Origin of the sequence: Blautia sp. HCP3S3_G3 (genome assembly GCF_052063365.1) — a bacterium.
Classification (GTDB): domain Bacteria; phylum Bacillota; class Clostridia; order Lachnospirales; family Lachnospiraceae; genus Blautia_A.
In genome coordinates this window covers 1-20,052 of sequence record NZ_JBQHXR010000003.1, presented here as the reverse complement: position 1 = coordinate 20,052, position 20,052 = coordinate 1, and the positions used below count along the sequence as shown (strand labels likewise).

Below are 20,052 nucleotides of genomic sequence, written 5' to 3'. Positions count from 1 at the left end.
CATGCAGACTTATATGGCTAATCCAGATAAAATCGAGAGAAAATGGTATGTTGTTGACGCAGAAGGCTGCACACTTGGCCGTCTGGCATCTGGTGTAGCAAGCGTTTTAAGAGGAAAGAATAAACCTCAGTTTACACCACATGTTGATACAGGTGACTATGTAATCGTAGTAAACGCTGACAAGATTAAAGTAACTGGTAAGAAATTAGACCAGAAAATCTACTACAATCACTCCGATTATGTTGGTGGAATGAAAGAAACCACATTAAAAGAAATGTTAGCAAAGAAACCGGAGAAGGTTGTTGAGCTGGCAGTGAAGGGCATGCTTCCAAAGGGACCTTTAGGAAGAACCATGTACAAGAAACTTTTCGTTTATGCCGGACCTGAACACAAACATGAAGCTCAGAAACCGGAAGTTTTAACATTTTAATGAGGAGGTAGAAAACATTGGCTAGCGCAAAATTCTACGGAACAGGAAGAAGAAAAAAATCAATCGCAAGAGTTTACCTGACCCCTGGTACTGGTAAAATCACTATCAATAAAAGAGATATCGATGAATATTTTGGATTAGAGACCCTCAAAGTGATCGTTCGTCAGCCGTTAGTTGCAACTGAAAACGAAGGCAAATTTGACGTTCTGGTTAACGTTAAGGGCGGTGGCTACACAGGACAGGCTGGTGCCATCAGACATGGTATTTCCAGAGCACTTCTTGAAGCAGACGCAGAGTACAGACCAGTTCTCAAAGCAGCTGGATTCCTTACTCGTGATCCACGTATGAAAGAGCGTAAGAAATACGGTCTCAAAGCAGCTCGTCGTGCTCCGCAGTTCAGCAAGAGATAATTTTTCTATCAAGAGAACTTACAAAAGAGAAGACAACAAACCCCGAAAAATCAAGGTTTTTCGGGGTTTTCTTTATATTCTTACAAGAAAAGATTTTCTATAAAAACTTGAAAATTTCTATGCGTAGCCAACAAGCAGGAAACAGGCAACCAACAATTCGGATTGAATAAAGAAAGGGTTTTCTGCAAGTGTTCCGTAACACAGAAAAAAGAAGGTCATCACTGACCTTCCTTCATATCTTTCCACATATGTCTTAATTCATTGACTGATTTGAATTCCCATACCTGACCATTCTTGAAGATGATTTTGTGGTCATCTATCCCTGCAATATCCTTGAAGTAGCACCTGCACACTTGCCACTTCAGAAGTTGTTCATATGTAGGTGTTGATATAGGCTGCGGCATGTAAGATACTCACGATATTTTTTATCGGGGCACATAATAGTCGCACTTAAAATATTGGATTCCTATTCTCACATTTCATTATTCCTCTTCTATATATTCCAAATCAGGATCATTATCTAGCATATCATAATCCATATCTTCTTCGAAAGAATTTTCATTTCCAATGCTGAGCGCTACTGAAATTGCATCATTTAAAAGTGTATCCGATTCATCAATTGCATCATCAGGGATTTCTTTCGTAAAAAGAAAATCCCAACCAGATAAATAAAAAGTAATATTATCCGGACTTGTAGATGGTGTAACCCTAAAAACTCTACTGTGGAGAGTCCATCCATCTGTTAAAAAAGCTGAAATGATAGTCTCTGCTCTCGGTGATGTTTCAACAAATAATCTGTCACCATTATGGGCTGTTACATCATTGCCATCGTTAATATGAATAATTTTTGTAATTGTTTTCATAGCTGGTCTCCATTCTGTTGTTACTTTGCTTTTTTTCTATAAGGATTGTACCACGCCCAACATTTATTTTCAATTTCAAATTAAATATTTCAATCATTTCATAACCACCTCCCATCTTAGCTAATTCATTTTGCGGTCCATTTGGCAGGGCTATATTGCAATCACTTCACACCCCTTCGTGATATATCTTCTCCTGAAGAACCCTGCATTCTTCCAGACAATTACTAACATTCTTACAGGAATAACTTTCACCATTTACAAGTTCCATCAGATTCCAGTAAATGTCAGATTCCACGTTCAGATATTGCTCAAACAAATCTATTGCTTCTTCGTACTGGCGCTGCCCCATATAATAATACCCATATCTCAAAGCAGCAAATCTTCGCTGCTGCCAGTCATCTGCAAAGAAAATTCCAACCATCAACGCACACATAATCCCTCCAATCATCATTTTTTTCCGCATTGACATCGGATTTTTTGCTACAGTACTATCTTCAAGTTTCCACTTCATCATCTCACCTATACCTTTCCTGGGTCATTGCAACGCACTTCCACAATGTATCCAAAACGTATTGAAAATCAGGTTCGCTTAATTGCGTATGTGCTTTCATACAAATTTCTGACACTTTGTATACTGTGAAGCTTGGAAATACAGATATTGATTTTCAGAAAGTAGATGAGGTATGTCATTGCATTCCGTCTGGTTTGAATGTCTGGGGCGGAAGAGATGAGAGATTTAATCTTACAAAGCTTAAATGCTATAGATCGCTTAAAGATACCAAAAGACTGGAGCGCTCCTTAGGAACATTGGGTGGAGGAAATCATTCGTACCTATAAAGAAGCTGGACGACGTTCGGAAATTCAAAACAAGTTGAAAAGCCTTACTCAGGAATATAAGGATAAGACACCGGATGTTCCGGAAGATCTTTGCTGGTTATATGGATCATTTCTTATGGACTATCTGCATGATGTTGAAATCTGTCAGGAGTTTGCACGTAGAAGCAGAGAACGAATGGCTGAAATCATACTGGATAAAACCGGTATGGAAGCGATTGATGCTTTTCATACAATTCACAATTATATTGATACAGACGAAATGATATTGAGAAAGGGAGCCATTGCTGCCCATGAGGGCGAGAAGGTTCTGATTCCAATTAACATGAGAGATGGGTCGGTTATCGCAACCGGAAAAGGAAATCCGGATTGGAATTATTCAGCACCACATGGAGCAGGTCGAGTAATGTCACGAACAAAGGCTAAGAATTCATTGAACATTGAAGAGTACAGAGCAGCTATGGAAGGTATTTATACCACATCTGTAAATGAAAATACGCTCGATGAAGCACCCATGGTATATAAGTCATTGAAAGATATCATAGATGTGATTCATAGCACGGTTGATATTATTGATATTATTAAACCAGTTTATAATTTCAAAGCTTCAGAGGATGATGCTCCATGGAAGAAAGGTAAGGTAAACAACAATGGAGAAACTGATTCGAAGTAAACTCCAGGACATAGAGAAACAACAAAATGTAAAGATCCTGTTGGCAGTTGAATCGGGTAGTCGTGCCTGGGGATTTGCATCTCCGGATAGTGATTATGACGTCAGATTCATATATGTGCGACCTAATGAACAATATGGTTTTGTTCAGGAAAGTATGGGTAGGGAGTAATAAACGTTTTGTTCAAACTGTAATACAGATTCAGCATTATAAACTTTTGACAACATAAATTAAAGAACGAAATGTATCGACTTTAGTTCTTTGCATGATTATAATTAAAGAACAAAATGTAGAAAAGGAGGGCATGAATATGGATTATACGATTGAAGGATTACGTACAGTTATAGAACAGTATGATGGAATCGCCAGTCTGGAGCAGCTTCAGAAGGCTGGATTTAGCAGAATGATGATATATGCAGGCCTTAAGGATGGAGTGCTGAACAAAGAGGCTCATGGAAACTACAGTATTGCAGATCAGCAGCCAGACGAGTATCGGATTATTCAGTGTCGCTCAGACAAAGTTGTTTTTTCACATGCTACTGCTTTGTTTCTGCATGGCTTATCAGATCGAGTGCCGCATACTTTGGATATTACCGTTCCCCAGGGAGATAATGTAAGTAAGATTAAGAGGGATTACAGTAATACCAGATTTCATTATTGTAAAAAAGATTTATGGCAGCTTGGACTTACGAAAATTGTTACCCCACAGGGATTTACAGTGAATGCATATGACCTTGAGAGATGTATCTGTGATCTGATTCGTGATAAGAAGAATGTAGACACACAGATCTATATTCAGGCAATCAGAGAATACTTTATGCATCACTGTAAAAACAGAAAGATTATAAAATATTCCAGAGAGATGAATATTGAGGATAAAGTCAGGACGTATATGGAGGTATTGCAGGCAGTATGAGAACACCGGAACAATTAAAAGGACAGATTCGCAGCTTTGCAGAAAAACATAAGCTTATGTCCCAGGAAGTTCTTCAGATGTACTTGTTTGAACGGGTACTGGAACGTCTTGCTGCATCTGAATACAAGGACAATTTTATCTTAAAGGGTGTACTTTTAATTTCTTCAATGCTTGGAATCAATGAAAGAACAACCATGGATATGGATACAACAGTAACCGGTATTACTATGAACGAAGGTGAAATTGCTGAAACGATCAAGGATATTCTTTCCATAGACGTGGGAGATGGAATTGTTTTTGAATACAAAAAGCTTGAGCTGATACGTGAAGATGATGATCATAACAATTTCAGAGCATATTTTAATGCTGTATATGGAAAAATCTGTAATCCGATGAAAATAGATATTACGACAGGTGATAAGATTACACCGGCGGCAGTGGAGTACGCATATCAGTGTATTCTTGATGAGAAATCTATTACTGTTAAAGCCTATAATGTGGAAACAGTCATTGCTGAAAAATATGAGACGATTATTCGACGAAATATAGGAACAACCAGAGCTCGAGATTTTTACGATCTGTTTCGAGTTTTCAATATGTATAAGGATCGCATTAATCCGGTAGACCTAGTGAGTTGGTCTCTGTGGTGAACAGTGCGTTCAAACAGGGTCAGACTACAACAAACATCGAAAATTAGGCCCCTCGAAAGTGGGGTGCAACAGGGGTTGAAATTAAGGCCAAAATGCCGAAAACCCTATAAAATCAAGAAAAATAACCTGTAGAATCATGGCAATACGGTCTCAAAGCCGCAAGACGCGCTCCGCAGTTCAGCAAGCAAAAGATTTGAATGTGCGTCTCCTTCTTCTTGCTTACAATGAAGTTGACGGTAATGATCAGTATATGTTGGATACAGACTCTTATTTCCAATTGAAAAGAAAAATATTGTCAGCGGGTATCCGATGTGAGGACTGTGTTGTTTCAAGGTCGAGAAGAGATAAAATTGGTGGCTGTGGAACACTTTATATTACAAAGGAGTAGGAAATATGGGAGAAACTTTTATATTTCCCAGGGTGAGCAAAATTCATCAAGTCATTTTTGCAAAGGATTGGTGCAAGGATGCGGTTCTGGTTAAAGTCAAAAATGGTGTGGATAAGCTGCGTTTTGAATTTGTATAACAGTTATGAAGTGACCTTAAATGGGGAAAGCCTGTTCAGCGTAAATGCGGAAAAGGTCTGCCCGACCTGTGGTGCAGGGATCTGCAGAGGATATGGAGAACAGAACCTTTCCATGAAAGATGCTCTGGAAATAAGTGCAGGCATTAACGAGGGCTATGAGGGAATCGAAAAGGCGGCAGAGCGTATCCAGCCGATGCTTGGGCTGCTGTCAGACGGATATTATGTGGTTGCGGACTCTGAACTGTTTCCTTATACCGGTAATGGTCATTTCTGGGAGAATCATGGCGTTCCTAATCTGTTTGTTCCATCTTTGGGAAGAAGGGACTATGAGGCGAAACTGTTTGGCCCATCAACCCTGATTGCAAGTGAAAAAGCAGCGCTGTGTGACGGTGAAAGAGTGGAGTATTATATGCGCAGATTGGAGGATGGCGAAAGGTTTCCCCGCGCCATAGGATGTTATCTGGACGGTGATACGGTGCTTTTGCTGGATGGACATCACAAAGCGGCAGCACAGGCAGCCAGGGGGAAAATGGTAAAGTGTCTGGTAATCATGCCGGTAAGTGACTGGAAGCTTTCGGAAGAGGCGAAAAGAAGAGAAGAGCCTTTGCTTCATGCAGAGTATGCTCATCTGCTGGATAGCTCTGGGGTACATGCCGGATTTGTCCATGGGTTTTTTCCGGGAGCCTATAGAACGAAAGTTATCCGGGAGGACCGGGAGCCGCCGAGACCCGCAGAATTTGTGGAGTGGGGAAAAATCCCGCAGGAATATTTTCTGAGTCTGGAAGAACAGAAAAAGGCTTATGTTTCTGGAGGAAGACAGCAAAAAGAAAAAGTGAAGAGAAACCGGATATTGATGGCTCTGTCGGGGGAAAAATAAGAGAAAAATCATGCATCGAGGCAAAACAACAGGAGAATTTTATGGATAGAAAAGAGATGAAAAAGCTGTGTATCCGTACAGCAAAGATCGCAGTAGGAAGCAGTGCTGCTATTTATGTCGCGGAAGCCCTGAATCTGGAGTATGCAGCTGCTGCCGGAAGTATCGCACTGCTTACAATCGTAACGACCAAGTGGGAAACACTGAAGCTTTCCGTACTCCGGGTCCTTACGTTTCTGGCAGCGGTTGCGCTTGCGTGGGTGACGTTTGTCCATATCAGCAGTGAGTGGACAGCGTATGGAGTCTTCATTTTTATCATGGTGCTTTTGAGTGAACTTGTGGGGCTGAAAGCTACCATATCCGTAAACGCTGTCATAGGAACGCATTTCCTTACCACGATGGATTTCGGGATGAAATTTATCCGGAATGAATTTCTTCTGGTTTTGATCGGAATTTCTGTCGCGATCATTCTGAACCTGTATCACGACAACCATAATCAGAAAAAAGATCTGATCCGCAACATGCGCTGGACAGAGCAGCAGCTGCAGATGATCCTGCGGGAAATGGCTTCCTATCTGTTTTGTCAGGAAATGGAGCGGAATGTCTGGGACGATATCTGCAATCTTGAAAAACAGCTTCACGGATTTATCAGTGATGCCTACGAATATCAGAATAATACGTTTCAGTCCCACCCGGGATATTATATTGATTATTTTGAAATGCGCATGAAACAGTGCAACGTGCTTCACAACCTTCATTATGAGATGAAAAAAATCCGTACCATGCCGGTTCAGGCGGAGATTATCGCACAGTATATCCTGTATCTGGTGGATTATGTGATCGAAATCAATATTCCGCAGCCGCAGATCGAACGCCTGAACCAGATTTTCAGAGAAATGGAACAGGAACCGCTCCCGGTTTCGCGTGCAGAGTTTGAGAGCCGGGCCATGCTGTATCACATTCTGATGGATCTGGAGGAGTTTCTGGTGTTTAAAAAACGATTCGTCAATGAACTGGATGAAGGGAAGCTGAAGCGATACTGGAATTAGAGCAAGAGTGTGTAAGTGACAGACAGTTGAAAGCCTACACACTTTTTTTATACAGACATATTTCGGCGAGTTCTGTCTGTTTTTGTTTTTTTTCGGATAGTTCTGTGGTAAAATGAAAGGAATCAGGAGGAACATCATGAAGAAACTTGTAATTGGAATTCTTGCCCATGTGGATGCGGGAAAAACGACCCTGTCAGAGGGGTTGTTGTATCAATGCGGGAAAATACGGAAGCTTGGGCGTGTAGATCATAAGGATGCTTATCTGGATACCTTTCATCTGGAACGGGAACGGGGCATTACCATTTTTTCCAAACAGGCTGTCCTGAATATGGGAGATACGGAAGTAACACTGCTGGATACACCGGGACATGTGGATTTTTCAGCGGAAATGGAGCGTACCCTGCAGGTGCTGGATTATGCCATTCTGGTGATCAACGGGGCGGACGGAGTACAGGGACATACGCTGACTTTGTGGAGACTGCTGGCGCGCTATGAAATCCCTGTATTTTTGTTTGTGAACAAAATGGATCAGGAAGGGACAGACCGGGAAGCTCTTCTGGCAGATCTGAAGAAGAGACTGAACGATGCCTGTATCTCCTTTGCAGATGCGGACGCGGAAGAAGAAATTGCCATGTGCGGCGGAGAGGAACTGCTGGAACAGTATCTGGAAGCTGGAGAAATCGGGGAAGAAGAAACTGCTCAGCTGATTGCAGAGAGAAAAGTTTTTCCGGTGTATTTCGGATCCGCACTGAAAATGACCGGTGTGGAAGAATTTCTGCATGGTGTGGAAAAGTATACCCGTACTCCATCCTATCCTGTGGATTTTGGGGCAAAAGTTTACAAAATTGCCCGGGATGACCAGGGAAACCGTCTGACTTATATGAAAATCACCGGGGGAAATCTGAAGGTAAAAACCATCCTGTCGAACAGAAAATCTTCCGGAGCGGCGGCAATTCATCAGGGACAGGAAGATGAAATCTGGGAGGAAAAAGCAGATCAGATCCGCATTTATTCCGGGGCCAGATTTGAACTTGCACAGGAGGCAGAGGCCGGAACGGTCTGCGCAGTAACCGGTCTGACAAAAACGTATCCGGGACAGGGACTTGGTATGGAAGCCGAATCCGATATGCCGGTCCTGGAACCGGTTCTGAATTATCAGATTCAGCTTCCTCCGGACTGTGATGTGCACCAGATGCTCCGCAAACTGAAGCAGCTGGAGGAAGAAGAACCGCAGCTACATATTGTGTGGGATGAACACCTTGGAGAAATCCATGCGCAGCTGATGGGAGAGGTGCAGATTGAAATTCTGAAAAGTCTTATCTGGGAACGCTTTCATGTGGCAGTGGAATTCGGAACCGGAAACATTGTGTACAAAGAAACCATTGCAGAACCTGTGGAAGGAGTGGGGCATTTTGAACCACTGCGCCATTACGCGGAAGTACATCTGCTTCTGGAGCCCGGCGAACCGGGAAGCGGTCTGCAGTTTTTTACCGCATGCAGTGAAGATGTACTGGACCGGAACTGGCAGCGGCTCATCCTTACCCATCTGGAAGAAAAAGAGCACCTGGGTGTCCTGACCGGGTCTGCCATTACCGATATGCAGATCACGCTTCTGACCGGACGCGCACATCTGAAACATACGGAAGGCGGGGATTTTCGCCAGGCAACATACCGTGCAGTCCGTCAGGGACTGAAAAAGGCGCATTCCGTACTTCTGGAACCATATTATGAATACCGTTTGGAAGTCCCGGCGGAAATGGTCGGGCGCGCCATGACCGATATCCAGAAAATGCAGGGGACATTTCAGGGGCCTGAAACGGACGGAGAACTGTCTGTTCTGACCGGCAGTGCACCGGTAGCTGCCATGCGGGATTATCAGACGCAGGTGATTTCCTATACAAAAGGAAGAGGGCGCCTGTTCTGTAATCTGAAAGGCTATGCGCCCTGTAAAAATCAGGAAGAGGTGGTGCAGTCCATTGGCTATGATTCGGAGAGAGATCTGGAAAATCCCACAGGTTCTGTATTCTGTGCACACGGAGCCGGTTTTGTGGTTCCCTGGGATCAGGTAGAAGATTATATGCATCTGGAAAGTGAAGTGAATCCGGAAAAACCGGTTTCTGCAGAAACAGAAGAAAAAGTATATGCAGGGAGAGCAGGCAGGGGTTCTTATGGCGGAAGCTATGAGGATGAAAAAGAACTGCAGGCGATTTTTGAGCGTACCTTTGGTCCTGTAAAACGGGAACGGAATGCCTTTCAGAAAAAAGTGGTGCATGCTTCACCGGATTACAGCAATTATGTGCCGCGGAAAAAGCCGCAGGAGGAATATCTTCTGGTTGACGGCTATAATATTATTTTTGCCTGGGAAGAGCTGAATGAGCTTGCAAAAGCAGATCTTCACGCTGCACAGAGCAAACTGATGGATATTCTGTCAAATTATCAGGGGTACAAAAAGTGTACGCTGATTCTCGTTTTTGATGCTTACAAAGTGGAGGGCCATGCGGAAGAGGTGATCCGGTATCACAACATTCATGTGGTTTACACAAAGGAAGCGGAAACTGCCGATCAGTATATTGAAAAAACGGTTCACAGAATCGGACGGCAGTATCAGGTAACGGTTGCCACTTCCGACCGTCTGGAACAGATTATTATTCTCGGACAGGGTGCACACCGGATTTCCGCACAGGGGCTGAAAGAAGAAGTGGAGCAGACCATGCAGGAACTCCGTCAGGAATGGAAAGCACGCAGACAGAGCAGCAAGACCTATCTTTTTGACGGAGCTTCGGAGGAAGTTTCCGATTATGTGGAACGTGTACGGCTTGGAAAAAAATAATAAGATTGAAGGGAAAAGGACTGCGCAGTAGTTTGTGGAAGCTATAGCGCAGTTTTTTGTATTACAGGAAAGCGTTTTCTATTCATGCATTTATTTTCTTGTGGTTGCATATTCCATGATGCTGCCGGAATAGCTGGTAATGGGCGGAACATTTTTGTGGTCGAGAACCTGCATCATTTCGTTTACCGCAATGGTGCACATATATTCCACACGGTTGTCCAGAGTTGTGATTTCCGGGGTACTGCAGGCGGCAATCACAGAATTGTTATATCCTGTAACCTGAAAATCTTCCGGAATCCGCATACCGTTTCGCAGAGCGTATTTTACTGCGCCGGTAGCAAGTTCATCATCAGCGGCGGCAACCGCATCAAAATGAATTCCGCTTTTCTGGATGTTTTCAAGAATCTGGCAGGTTTTTTCCATCGGACCGGGACAGGCAAAGGTACGATTTTCGGCGTCAGCGATTCCGTGCTGCGCAGAAGAAGCACAGAAACCGCGTCGTTTCCTCTGGCCGCTGTAGGTAAGGGCACGGTAAAGATAAATCGGTGATTGTGCACCACGGTCAAAAAGCAGGTCTGTGATATCTTTGGAAGCGCTTTCATCATCACAGATAATCGAATAAACATTGTCACCATCGAGTTTTCCGTTCAGGAGAAAAACAGGTATTTTTTTTGCTGCATTCAGGATATAGCTGTTTCCTTTTCCACTGGATTCAATAAAATGGGAACCGATAAAAAAAAGAGCATCTACATTCCTGGAAAGAAGCAGATGGAGATAATCTGTTTTTTCCTGAAGATTGTATCCAGTGCAGCAGAGCATGGAGGTATAGGAGTTGTTCCGAAGCTCCCTTTCCAGATAATAAATCGCCTGAGCCTGGTATACATCAGATGCATCTGAACAGAGAATTCCTACGGTAGACATGGTGTTGGAGGAAAGACTCCGGGCAAAAGCATTGGGGGTATAACCGCTTTTTTCGATGACATCCAGAACTTTCTGACGTGTGGCAGGGCTGACTTTTTCACTGCCGTTAAGTACACGGGAAACTGTGGCGATGGAAACCCCTGCCTGAGAGGATATATCATAGATATTCATTATATGGTTCTCCTTTTGATAAGCCATTGCTGTGAATGGAGTAAACAGTAACGGCAGACCAGCGATTTTTCATTTAATAACGATAATTTAACATATTTTGACAATTTTTGCAATGTTGGAGAAAACAAAAACAGGTATATGTCAACAGAAAGCAAAGACAGAAATATGTCAGTAAAAACAAAAATGAGAATATATCAGCGAAAAAACAAAAAGCGGGAAAGGATTTGCTCCTTTCCCGTCTGGCTTTTATGTGCGCAGCAGAATATGCCGGATTATATACGTAAATCAGGCGTTTCCGGAAATGATGCCTGATTACAGACAGGCTTTCATTTCCGTGTAAGTGCCATTTGCTTCGATATTTTCCAGAATTTTTGCAACTTCTTCTTCAAATCCCGGAAGCTCACTTAAATCTTTTCCCCAGAAATCGGTGTTGGCGCAGACTGCATGTGCCAGCTGAGCAGCAGAATCGTTTCTGTGGTTATAGTAGAATTCCAGAACTGCACGGTCATCGGAAATCGTGTAAGTATCGCCGTCCGGGCGCTTTGCAAGGAGTCCTGCATCTGTCAGCTCTGTGCCGCGGTAGAAGGCAATATAGAATGCGAAAGAAGCAGTGATGCATTTCGGAAGTTTGCCGAATTTGTTTACATAACCTTCCAGAGACGGCATGACACGGGCTTTCCACTTGGAAGTAGAGTTCAGGGAAATAGACAGCAGTGCATGGTCAATGAACGGATTCTTGAAACGCTCGGTGACAGCAGCTGCGAAATCTTTACAGTCTTCTTCCGGAAGAGAAAGGGTAGGAATGATTTCCTCATAAATTGTTTTGTTCATAAAGCTGCAGATTGTATCATCATGCATGCAGTCTCTGACAATATTCTGTCCTGCAAGATATGCGCCGAGAACCATGGAAGTATGTGCACCGTTCAGAATGCGGACTTTACGCTGTTTGTACGGTTTGTGGTTATCAGTAATGAGAACCGGCAGGCCTGCTTCGGCAAATGGCAGTTCTTTTTTGAGGGATTCCGGACCTTCGATGACCCAGAAACCGAAAATTTCTCCGGTATCAATGATGTTATCTTCATAACCGTTCTCTTCATTGATCGCTGCTGCCTCGCTGCGCGGGAAACCGGTTACAATACGGTCAACCAGAGTAGAGCAGAAAATATTTTCTGTTTCCAGCCAGTGGATGAAGTCTTCCCCGAGATTCCACTGTTTCGCATAGTTCATCACGCATTTTTCCAGTTCTTTTCCATTGTCATCGATCAGTTCGCAGGCAAGAATGACAAAACCTTTGCCGGCTTCCTGACCGAATTTCTGAAAACGGCGGTACATGAACTGAGTCAGTTTGGCCGGATAGCTTGCAGGAGGTGTATCCGTAAACCGGCATTCCGGATCATAGACAATACCGGCTTCTGTTGTGTTGCAGGCAATGTATCTCAGCTCCGGATTTTCCGCACATGCCATCACTGCTTCGTAATCACTGTATACATTCAGGCAGCGGCTGACACAGGAAATGATTCGTTTGTCATTGACTTTCTGATTGTTTTCAAAACCGCGCAGATATAAGGTATAAAGGCCATCCTGCTCGTTGATAATGTCTGCCAGATTGAATCCGCCGTGATTGGCGATTGGCTGAACAAGAACCACTTTGCTGTTAAAGCCGGCTTTTTCATTCATCATATCGATAAAATAATCTACAAATGCACGGAGAAAATTGCCCTCTCCAAACTGAAGTACGCGTTCCGGTGCATGTTCCAGAAGATATCCATCGTATCCCTGTTCTTTCAGGGTTTCATAACTTAATTTTTTCATGATTGATCATTCTCCTTCCAAGAGTGTATCAGAAAGCACTTTTTTTAACATGCTCTCATACAAGTCGTTTAGATAATACGGATAACCGGCAGATGTAAGACAGCCCGTGTATCATGTTATTCGGGTTATAGAGTAACACCCTGTTTAAAGATTGCCATGTCGTGGAAACCGGCTTTTTCGGATTTGACTTCTTCACCGGAAGCGACAGCAATCACATAGTCAAAAAGCTTGTCACGCAGAGAAGCGAGATCAGTTCCCTCGACCAGTTCTCCGCAGTTAAAATCAATCCAGTTGCCTTTTTTGTGATAAAGGGCGGAATTACTGGAAATTTTTACGGTAGGGACAGGAGAAGCAAAAGGAGTTCCTCTACCTGTGGTAAATAACACAATGTGCGCACCGGAAGCGGCCAGCGCGGTAGAAGCAACCAGATCATTGCCGGGTGCGCTGAGGAGATTCAGGCCTTTTTCCTTCACAGGCTCGCCGTAGGAGAGGACTCCGCGTACAGGAGCGCTTCCGGATTTCTGGGTACATCCCATGGATTTGTCTTCCAGAGTGGAGATGCCGCCTTTTTTGTTTCCCGGAGAAGGATTTTCGTAAATAGTCTGATTATGACTCTTGAAATAATTTTTGAAATCATTGATCAGATTTACGGTCTGGTTAAAAAGTTCCTCATTTTCACAGCGGTTCATAAGCAGAGTCTCCGCACCGAACATTTCCGGAACTTCTGTCAGAATCGTAGTTCCTCCCTTGGAAATCAGCAGGTCGGAAAAAGCGCCTACGGTCGGATTGGCCGTGATGCCGGAAAGACCGTCGGAACCGCCGCATTTCATACCGATGACCAGTTCACTGCAGCTGATAGGCTCACGCTTCGCTGTACCGGCATAATCCACCAGTTCGCGGATGAGAGAAAGAGCATCCTCAATCTCATCATCGGATTCCTGGGATACCAGGAATTTGACACGTTTCTCATCGTATGGTCCGATATGTTTCTTTAATTCTTCGATGTTGCTGTTTTCGCATCCGAGTCCGAGAACCAGGACACCGCCTGCGTTGGGATGATTGACAAGATCGGCGAGAATCTGTCTTGTGTTCTCCTGGTCATCGCCCATCTGAGAACATCCGTAGGGATGCGGGAAAGCAGCGATTGCTTCAATACTTCCGCTTCTCAGGGACTGTGCTCTCTTCTCGATGGCAGTAGCTACATTATTGACGCAGCCAACGGTAGGGATGATCCAGATTTCGTTGCGGACACCGGCTTTACCGTCTGCACGGCGGTATCCCTGGAAGAAACGCTCTTCTGTGGCAGCCAGTGCAGTATCCTGTTTGTCATAAGTATAGGTAAGAAGGTCGCCGAGAGCTGTTTTCATGTTATGGACATGGAGCCAGGATCCTTTTTTTACCGGTTCTCTGGTGATACCGATGGGATAGCCGTATTTGATCACCGGTTCGTCCGCATCAAGATCGTCCAGTACAAACTTGTGACCCTGCGGAATATCCTCTGTCAATGTAATTTCCTTATCATCAATGGAAACTACGGTTCCTGCTTCTAATGGACAAAGGGCGACAGCTACCTTGTCAGCAGGATGAATTCTGATATATTTCTGCTGCATATTCGCGTTCCTCCTGTAATAGCGAAATAAGTGTAAGGGCTTACAATGAATGTAACTCTGCAATCATGAAAAGTCAATATTAATATGAAAGGAAAATGAAAATTATTAATATTGTATAAAAATGAATACAAATAATTGTGAAAAATACCATACAAAAAAGATTTGTTTTTTTATATGGTAAAGGCTATAATGAAAACAAGATGTAAGGGCTTACATGAAAACCGGGGATTTCAAGGAGTTTTTTGGAGTTTCCGACGGTTACTGTATATATTTCCATAATGCCGGAATGCTATACAATAACGAAATGCTATGCAGGAAGAAACATACAGACTAAATTCATATGGAAGGAACTAAAAAATGAAAGGTTTAAAAACAGTTTGCACAGCCGCGATCTGTGCTGCAGCGGTACTGGGAATGACAGGATGCTCTGCTTCCGCTACGGGAGGAAAGAGAATTGTTCGTATTTCCCATGCACAGTCAGAAACCCATCCGGAACATCTGGGACTTCTGAAATTCAAGGAATATGTGGAAGAGAATCTGGGTGACAAATATGAAGTACAGATTTTTCCCAATGAGCTTCTTGGTGCGGCTCAGAAAGCGATTGAGCTGACACAGACAGGAGCTATTGACTTCGTAGTGGCAGGAACCGCCAACCTGGAGACATTTGCAGATGTTTACGAAGTTTTTAGTATGCCGTACCTCTTTACATCAGAAGAAGCATATCATGAAGTAATGAACGATACAGATTATATGAATCAGGTGTATGAATCCACAGATGAAGCCGGATTCCGTGTTATGACCTGGTATAATGCAGGAACCAGAAGCTTCTATGCGACAAAACCAATCTATACCCCGGATGATCTGAAGGGATTGAAGATGCGTGTACAGCAGAGTCCTGCCAGTGTGAATATGGCGAAGGCTTTTGGCGCGGCGGCTTCTCCGATGAGCTTCGGTGAGGTTTATACGGCAATTCAGCAGGGTGTTATTGACGGTGCTGAGAATAATGAACTGGCACTGACGAATAACAAGCACGGAGAAGTTGCCAAGTATTATTCTTATAACAGACATCAGATGGTTCCGGATATGCTGATCGGAAACCTGAAGTTCCTGAACGGCCTGTCAGAGGAGGAAAGGGAAGTGTTTGAAGAAGCAGCGAGACTTTCGACAGAAGTGGAAATGGCTGCATGGGATGAACAGGTGGAACAGGCGAAGAAGACTGCACAAGAAGATATGGGCGTGGAATTTATTGAGGTTGATGTGCAGCTTTTTAAGGATAAAGTAGCCAATGTGCAGCAGGATATGCTGGATGCCAATCCGAATATCCAGGAACTGTATGATCATATTCAGGAAGTGAATGCGAAATATATGGATGCAGAAGCAGCAGACGCGGATGCAGAAACTGCAGATATGGATGCAGAAGCAGATGAAAAGATTGCAGATATGGATACAGAAACAGATACCGAAGAAAAGGAGGATAAAAAATAATGGAAATCTTGCACAAAATCCGCAGCGTTGTTGATACAGTATTGAGTACATTATGCGCCGTCTTCTTTGGTTTGATGGTCATTGTAGGAACTTATCAGATCGTAACCCGTTATTTCTTTAATGCTCCAAGTACGGTTTCCGAAGAACTCCTGACTTACAGCTTTACCTGGATGGCACTTCTGGCATCGGCATATGTCTTTGGTAAAAGAGATCACATGAGAATGGGATTTGTCGCTGATAAGATTACAGGAACCAGAAGAAAAGTTCTGGAGATCGCGATTGAATGTCTTGTTCTTCTTCTTGCTCTGTCTGTTATGGTTTACGGCGGATTTAATATCCAGCAGCTTACCATGACGCAGAAAACAGCTTCCCTGGGCATTCCTATGGGATATGTTTACACCGTGCTTCCTCTTTCCGGTCTTTTGATCGCGTTTTATTCCATTGTCAACATTGTGGATCTGGCCATGGGATATGAAAGAGAGCAGAGAGAAGTGAAGGAATAATCAGGGAGGAGAAAAAAATATGAGTATTGCAGCAACTTCAGGTATTATTATTTTGGCATTGCTGGTGATCATGCTGATTGCCGGAGTTCCTATCGCAGTGGCCCTCGGTATTTCTTCCGTATGTGCCATTCTGCCGATTATGGATCTTGATGTAGCCGTTTTGACCGGAGCCCAGAGAATTTTCTCAGGTATCTCCGTATTCAGCCTGCTGGCCATTCCGTTTTTTATTCTGGCAGGTAATATTATGAACAAGGGTGGTATTGCAGTCCGCCTGATCAATCTTGCAAAAGTTCTTACCGGACGTCTTCCGGGAGCTCTTGCACATACCAATATTATTGCAAACATGCTGTTCGGTGCGATTTCCGGTTCCGGTACAGCAGCTGCTTCCGCAATGGGTTCTATCATCGGACCGATTGAAAAAGAGGAAGGCTATGATCCGAATTTCTCGGCAGCAGTCAACATTGCCACAGCACCTACCGGACTTCTGATCCCTCCGAGCAACGTTATGATCACGTTCTCTCTCGTCAGCGGCGGTACTTCTGTAGCAGCACTTTTTATGGCCGGTTATATTCCTGGAATTCTCTGGGGACTTGCCTGCATGGCCGTTGTATTTTTTATTGCAAAGAAGCACGGATACAGAAGTGAAGCCATTTACAGCGGAAAAGAAAAACTGAAAATGGTTGTGGAAGCGATTCCGGCTCTCCTTCTGATCGTTATTGTTATCGGCGGTATTGTTGCAGGTATTTTCACAGCAACCGAAGGTTCCGTAGTGGCAGTTGTTTACAGCCTGCTTCTGTCTCTGTTCGGTTACAAATCCATTAAGCTCAAAGATATTCCGAAGCTTCTCAAGGACAGCGCGGAAATGACAGGTATCATTATTTTCCTGATCGGTGTTTCCAGCATCATGTCCTGGGTTATGGCGTTTACCAATATTCCGACACTGGTTTCCAACGGACTTCTGGCACTGAGCAGCAACAAATTTGTCATCCTGTTCCTGATCAATATCATTCTTCTGGTAGTTGGTACCTTTATGGATATGACACCGGCCTGCCTGATCTTTACACCAATCTTCCTTCCGGTTTGTACACAGCTTGGTATGAGCACAATCCATTTCGGAATTATGCTGATCTTTAACCTGTGTATCGGTACTATCACACCGCCTGTCGGAACGACACTGTTCGTAGGTGTAAAAGTCGGCGGAGTGAAGATTGAAACCGTTATTAAACAGCTGTTGTTCTACTTTGCGGCAATTTTTGCAGTACTGATGCTGGTAACGTATGTTCCGCAGATCAGTCTGTGGCTGCCGAGCCTGATGGGATATGTATAAAAGAGTATTGCTGTAAAAAAATGTGCAATATTTGGTATTGGTTCATTTAGAATGATAAAAATTGTTAGAGTGTGTCTGAAAATTCATTACCGCCATCTGCACGCCCCACTTTGCAGGAAATTTGCCTCGCATCTGTCGGAAAGAAATTTTCAAATACACTCTGGTATAAATAGTTTTTATTATAAAAATACCGTAGAAAAAGTTTCGTCATAAAAATTAAAAAAGTACTGTTATAAGAAGCAGGAATGCGGTATGCTGAAAGTAACGAAGCAGAAGTAACAGTCAGAATCAAAAGTTTGGAAGGGAACTTCCAAATCTACCATTATTGACGCAGCAAGTGCGTCAGGAAAGAGGAAAAGAAGACGATATCGTTTGGCAAAGAACGATACGAATCTTCAAACAAATTATCACATAATAAAATGGAGGGGTCTCTCATGAAAGCATTTATGGATCAGGATTTCTTATTAAGCACTGACACAGCCAAAGAGCTGTATCATGAGTTTGCGGCAAAGGTACCGGTACTTGATTATCACTGCCATATCAATCCGCAGGAAATTGCAGAGGACAGAAAATTTGAAAACATTACCCAGGTATGGCTGGGCGGTGACCATTACAAATGGCGCCAGATGCGTTCCAATGGCGTAGATGAATATTATATTACCGGAGATGCACCGGACAGGGAAAAATTCCAGAAATGGGCGGAAACCCTGGAAAAAGCCATTGGTAATCCGCTGTTTCACTGGAGTCATCTGGAACTCCAGAGATTTTTTGGATATCACGGTGTTCTGAACGGCGATACCGCAGAAGAAGTATGGAATCTGTGCAATGCGAAATTACAGGAAGATTCCATGAGCGTCAGAAATCTGATCAGACAGTCTAATGTTACACTGATCTGTACCACAGATGATCCGGTGGATGACTTGAAATGGCATAAAGCAATCAAAGAAGATGAAACATTTGAAGTACAGGTACTTCCTGCATGGCGCCCGGACAAAGCGATGAATCTGGAAAAACCGGAATACCTGGACTATCTTGCACGTCTTGCCGGGGTTTCCGGTGTGGAGATCAAAACTTTTGAAGACCTGAAAGAGGCAATTGCAAAGAGAATGGAATTTTTCGACAGCATGGGCTGCTCCGTTTCCGATCATGGTCTGGATTATGTCATGTATGTTCCTGCTTCTGATGCAGAGGTAGAGGAGATTTTTGCTGCACGTCTTGCCGGAAAAACCATTTCCAAAGAAGACGCTGCGAAATTCAAGACCGCATTTATGCTGTTTGTCGCCTCCAAATATGAAGAGATGAACTGGGTGATGCAGCTTCATTACGGATGCAAGAGAGATAACAATACTTCCATGTACAACAAACTGGGACCGGATACCGGCTATGACTGCATCAGCAATTATGCACCGGGCGAACAGCTTGCTAATTTCCTGAATGCAGTGAATGAGAAGAAAAATCTTCCGAAGACGATTATTTACAGCCTGAATCCGGGAGACGACGAGCTGATCGGAACCATTCTTGGATGTTTCCAGAACAGTGATGCCATCGGCAAAATCCAGCAGGGTTCCGCGTGGTGGTTCAATGACAATAAGACCGGCATGATGAAACAGATGACGTCTCTTGCAAATCTGGGACTTCTGGGCAATTTTATCGGTATGCTGACAGACTCCAGAAGCTTCCTTTCCTACCCGAGACATGAGTATTTCCGCAGAATTATGTGCGAATTGATCGGCGGATGGGTAGAGAACGGAGAATATCCGAAGGATATGAAGAATCTGGAGAAGATCGTGAAGGGAATTTCCTATAACAATGCGGTACGTTATTTCGGATTTGATCTGGAAACAAAATAAAAATTGAGTTATTGAGGACATTTGAGTAAATTATGCTCAAAATATCTATAATATGACTCGTATGGTTCCAGTGACACAGTGACCGTATGGGTTCTGAGAACGAGAAGAGGGATAGCTTGCGTAATGCAGACGCCCTCTTTTTTGTTAAAGAGGAGTTTTGGTGAGTAGGTGCGGATTTCTTAAAGCGTGCTTTATTTATGAATTAAAGTGGGCTTTAGTTAATTACAGCGGGTTTTAATGAATTAGACGTTAGTTCTGTATTAATCCGTGGGGATTTTTTGCGTTTGGTTGTGCTATGGTTTTCACCGGAACTTCCGTTCA

The 20,052-nt window shown here is 43.5% G+C and carries 17 protein-coding genes and 3 pseudogenes; 14 read left to right on the top strand and 6 right to left on the bottom strand.

What is annotated here, in order from left to right:
• The first annotated feature begins 1 nt into the window (after position 1).
• Positions 2 to 430 (top strand): 50S ribosomal protein L13, encoded by a 429-nt coding sequence (gene rplM / locus ACTNEW_RS05370; RefSeq protein ID WP_441058754.1) that lies wholly within the window; start codon positions 2 to 4, stop codon positions 428 to 430.
• Positions 431 to 447: 17 nt separating this feature from the next.
• Positions 448 to 840: a 30S ribosomal protein S9 gene (rpsI, locus tag ACTNEW_RS05365; protein WP_441058752.1), complete on the top strand. Its 393-nt coding sequence runs from the start codon at positions 448 to 450 to the stop codon at positions 838 to 840.
• A 482-nt stretch (positions 841 to 1,322) separates the two neighbouring features.
• Here rpsI and ACTNEW_RS05360 read toward each other — a convergent pair whose 3' ends face one another.
• Together ACTNEW_RS05360 and ACTNEW_RS05355 are read right to left on the bottom strand one after the other, a co-directional pair.
• Positions 1,323 to 1,703, bottom strand: a complete 381-nt coding sequence (locus ACTNEW_RS05360; RefSeq protein WP_441058750.1) for a hypothetical protein — start codon at positions 1,701 to 1,703, stop codon at positions 1,323 to 1,325.
• A gap of 166 nt (positions 1,704 to 1,869) precedes the next feature.
• Positions 1,870 to 2,217, bottom strand: coding sequence for a hypothetical protein (locus tag ACTNEW_RS05355; RefSeq protein ID WP_441058748.1), 348 nt, complete (start codon positions 2,215 to 2,217; stop codon positions 1,870 to 1,872).
• Positions 2,218 to 2,312: 95 nt separating this feature from the next.
• Here ACTNEW_RS05355 and ACTNEW_RS05350 point away from each other — a divergent pair.
• From ACTNEW_RS05350 to ACTNEW_RS05315, 8 genes and pseudogenes are all read left to right on the top strand, one after another.
• Positions 2,313 to 3,210, top strand: a pseudogene (locus ACTNEW_RS05350) (RtcB family protein); the annotation flags it as partial.
• A pseudogene (locus ACTNEW_RS05345) lies at positions 3,188 to 3,346 on the top strand (DNA polymerase beta superfamily protein); the annotation flags it as partial. The pseudogenes ACTNEW_RS05350 and ACTNEW_RS05345, both read left to right, overlap by 23 nt.
• Positions 3,347 to 3,518: 172 nt before the next feature.
• Positions 3,519 to 4,124 carry a type IV toxin-antitoxin system AbiEi family antitoxin domain-containing protein gene (locus ACTNEW_RS05340; RefSeq protein ID WP_441058746.1) on the top strand — a complete coding sequence of 202 codons (606 nt, stop codon included), beginning with the start codon at positions 3,519 to 3,521 and terminating at the stop codon, positions 4,122 to 4,124.
• A complete protein-coding gene (locus ACTNEW_RS05335) occupies positions 4,121 to 4,774 on the top strand; it encodes a nucleotidyl transferase AbiEii/AbiGii toxin family protein (protein ID WP_441058744.1) in 654 nt (217 codons plus the stop codon). The genes ACTNEW_RS05340 and ACTNEW_RS05335 overlap by 4 nt, the downstream gene beginning before the upstream one ends.
• Positions 4,775 to 5,167: 393 nt before the next feature.
• Positions 5,168 to 5,299 carry a hypothetical protein gene (locus ACTNEW_RS05330; RefSeq protein ID WP_441058742.1) on the top strand — a complete coding sequence of 44 codons (132 nt, stop codon included), beginning with the start codon at positions 5,168 to 5,170 and terminating at the stop codon, positions 5,297 to 5,299.
• Entirely contained in the window at positions 5,286 to 6,176 is an 891-nt protein-coding gene (locus ACTNEW_RS05325; RefSeq protein WP_441058740.1) for a hypothetical protein, read from the top strand. Before ACTNEW_RS05330 ends, ACTNEW_RS05325 begins: the two co-directional genes overlap by 14 nt.
• A gap of 41 nt (positions 6,177 to 6,217) precedes the next feature.
• Positions 6,218 to 7,222: an aromatic acid exporter family protein gene (locus tag ACTNEW_RS05320; RefSeq protein WP_441058738.1), complete on the top strand. Its 1,005-nt coding sequence runs from the start codon at positions 6,218 to 6,220 to the stop codon at positions 7,220 to 7,222.
• Between the two features lie 136 nt (positions 7,223 to 7,358).
• A complete protein-coding gene (locus tag ACTNEW_RS05315; RefSeq protein ID WP_441058736.1) occupies positions 7,359 to 10,052 on the top strand; it encodes an NYN domain-containing protein in 2,694 nt (897 codons plus the stop codon).
• A 90-nt stretch (positions 10,053 to 10,142) separates the two neighbouring features.
• Here ACTNEW_RS05315 and ACTNEW_RS05310 read toward each other — a convergent pair whose 3' ends face one another.
• From ACTNEW_RS05310 to ACTNEW_RS05300, 3 genes are all read right to left on the bottom strand, one after another.
• Positions 10,143 to 11,144, bottom strand: coding sequence for a LacI family DNA-binding transcriptional regulator (locus tag ACTNEW_RS05310; RefSeq protein ID WP_441058734.1), 1,002 nt, complete (start codon positions 11,142 to 11,144; stop codon positions 10,143 to 10,145).
• Between the two features lie 312 nt (positions 11,145 to 11,456).
• Entirely contained in the window at positions 11,457 to 12,956 is a 1,500-nt protein-coding gene (locus ACTNEW_RS05305; RefSeq protein WP_441058732.1) for a tagaturonate reductase, read from the bottom strand.
• 125 nt (positions 12,957 to 13,081) lie between these two features.
• Complete coding sequence (locus tag ACTNEW_RS05300) at positions 13,082 to 14,566, bottom strand: UxaA family hydrolase (protein ID WP_441058730.1); 1,485 nt, start codon at positions 14,564 to 14,566, stop codon at positions 13,082 to 13,084.
• Between the two features lie 414 nt (positions 14,567 to 14,980).
• On the opposite strand from ACTNEW_RS05300, the pseudogene ACTNEW_RS05295 reads away from it, so the two are divergent.
• The 3 genes and pseudogenes from ACTNEW_RS05295 to ACTNEW_RS05285 form a co-directional block, all read left to right on the top strand.
• Positions 14,981 to 15,922, top strand: a pseudogene (locus ACTNEW_RS05295) (TRAP transporter substrate-binding protein); the annotation flags it as partial.
• Positions 15,923 to 16,050: 128 nt separating this feature from the next.
• The gene (locus ACTNEW_RS05290; RefSeq protein WP_441058728.1) at positions 16,051 to 16,554 is read left to right on the top strand and encodes a TRAP transporter small permease; all 504 of its coding nucleotides are present in this window, start codon (positions 16,051 to 16,053) and stop codon (positions 16,552 to 16,554) included.
• Between the two features lie 19 nt (positions 16,555 to 16,573).
• A complete protein-coding gene (locus ACTNEW_RS05285; RefSeq protein WP_441058726.1) occupies positions 16,574 to 17,881 on the top strand; it encodes a TRAP transporter large permease in 1,308 nt (435 codons plus the stop codon).
• Positions 17,882 to 17,923: 42 nt separating this feature from the next.
• On the opposite strand, the gene ACTNEW_RS05280 is transcribed toward ACTNEW_RS05285, so the two are convergent.
• Positions 17,924 to 18,013 (bottom strand): DUF6783 domain-containing protein, encoded by a 90-nt coding sequence (locus tag ACTNEW_RS05280; protein WP_441059061.1) that lies wholly within the window; start codon positions 18,011 to 18,013, stop codon positions 17,924 to 17,926.
• 302 nt (positions 18,014 to 18,315) lie between these two features.
• Here ACTNEW_RS05280 and uxaC point away from each other — a divergent pair, with 302 nt between their 5' ends.
• Positions 18,316 to 19,731 (top strand): glucuronate isomerase, encoded by a 1,416-nt coding sequence (gene uxaC, locus ACTNEW_RS05275; protein ID WP_441058724.1) that lies wholly within the window; start codon positions 18,316 to 18,318, stop codon positions 19,729 to 19,731.
• Positions 19,732 to 20,052 lie beyond the last annotated feature (321 nt).

Excerpts from the sequence above, each read along its gene's own strand:
- rplM (WP_441058754.1), top strand. The coding sequence starts at position 2 with ATGCAGACTTATATGGCTAATCCAGATAAAATCGAGAGAAAATGGTAT.
- ACTNEW_RS05360 (WP_441058750.1), bottom strand. The coding sequence starts at position 1,703 with ATGAAAACAATTACAAAAATTATTCATATTAACGATGGCAATGATGTA.
- ACTNEW_RS05355 (WP_441058748.1), bottom strand. The coding sequence starts at position 2,217 with ATGATGAAGTGGAAACTTGAAGATAGTACTGTAGCAAAAAATCCGATG.
- ACTNEW_RS05340 (WP_441058746.1), top strand. The coding sequence starts at position 3,519 with ATGGATTATACGATTGAAGGATTACGTACAGTTATAGAACAGTATGAT.
- ACTNEW_RS05335 (WP_441058744.1), top strand. The coding sequence starts at position 4,121 with ATGAGAACACCGGAACAATTAAAAGGACAGATTCGCAGCTTTGCAGAA.
- ACTNEW_RS05330 (WP_441058742.1), top strand. The coding sequence starts at position 5,168 with ATGGGAGAAACTTTTATATTTCCCAGGGTGAGCAAAATTCATCAAGTC.
- ACTNEW_RS05320 (WP_441058738.1), top strand. The coding sequence starts at position 6,218 with ATGGATAGAAAAGAGATGAAAAAGCTGTGTATCCGTACAGCAAAGATC.
- ACTNEW_RS05315 (WP_441058736.1), top strand. The coding sequence starts at position 7,359 with ATGAAGAAACTTGTAATTGGAATTCTTGCCCATGTGGATGCGGGAAAA.
- ACTNEW_RS05310 (WP_441058734.1), bottom strand. The coding sequence starts at position 11,144 with ATGAATATCTATGATATATCCTCTCAGGCAGGGGTTTCCATCGCCACA.
- ACTNEW_RS05305 (WP_441058732.1), bottom strand. The coding sequence starts at position 12,956 with ATGAAAAAATTAAGTTATGAAACCCTGAAAGAACAGGGATACGATGGA.
- ACTNEW_RS05300 (WP_441058730.1), bottom strand. The coding sequence starts at position 14,566 with ATGCAGCAGAAATATATCAGAATTCATCCTGCTGACAAGGTAGCTGTC.
- ACTNEW_RS05290 (WP_441058728.1), top strand. The coding sequence starts at position 16,051 with ATGGAAATCTTGCACAAAATCCGCAGCGTTGTTGATACAGTATTGAGT.
- ACTNEW_RS05285 (WP_441058726.1), top strand. The coding sequence starts at position 16,574 with ATGAGTATTGCAGCAACTTCAGGTATTATTATTTTGGCATTGCTGGTG.
- ACTNEW_RS05280 (WP_441059061.1), bottom strand. The coding sequence starts at position 18,013 with ATGCGAGGCAAATTTCCTGCAAAGTGGGGCGTGCAGATGGCGGTAATG.
- uxaC (WP_441058724.1), top strand. The coding sequence starts at position 18,316 with ATGAAAGCATTTATGGATCAGGATTTCTTATTAAGCACTGACACAGCC.